The following is a 552-nucleotide window of genomic DNA, read 5'->3' as shown; positions in this document are numbered from 1 at the left end:
ATGCGCCTTCGCGCCCGATATGGCCAATTTCCACCACTTCTTCGTCTATGCTGCTGACAACCATGGATGCCAGGCCTCTTTCCAAGAAGCAGACATGCGTGGTCGGCACGTCGCTGGCAACAAGAACGTGCCGTAATGGCAGGTCGACGCGCTCCATCCCTTCTGAGAGGCGTGCGAAGCGGTCCGTGCTTAAAATTTTCAGCAGAGTGTTTTCGACAGTCGATTGGTCGATGTGAGTCATAGCGGCTCCGCATGGGAGCTTGGATGTCAAAACCAAACGCCTGTGAGTTGGTGAAAAACTACGGGACGGCCGTTGGTTTGACCATAGGTCCCAAGGAACTGTGCGTTTATGACAAAACCGCACATAAGCCGCTGAAATTGTTGACAACCAGCGACGAGAAATCGGTAACGATCTTTCGATACCTGCCAAAGACCTTAGCACATTTTGCCTCGGCATGCGCGCTCATTGCGAAAGGACGAGCGATTCCTAATATTAATGTCTGCCTTTTGTGGATCGTTGATATAAATCGCAATTAATCTTGCCAGCCAAGT

At 50.9% G+C, this 552-nt stretch carries 1 pseudogene; it reads right to left on the bottom strand.

Annotated elements, in window-relative coordinates:
• A pseudogene (locus FY112_RS31030) lies at window positions 1–241 on the bottom strand (Crp/Fnr family transcriptional regulator); the annotation flags it as partial.
• Window positions 242–552 lie beyond the last annotated feature (311 nt).

It is taken from the genome of Rhizobium sp. PEPV16 (assembly GCF_008919455.1).
GTDB lineage: Bacteria > Pseudomonadota > Alphaproteobacteria > Rhizobiales > Rhizobiaceae > Rhizobium > Rhizobium leguminosarum_Q.
This window is presented reverse-complemented; position numbering and strand designations above follow the sequence as displayed.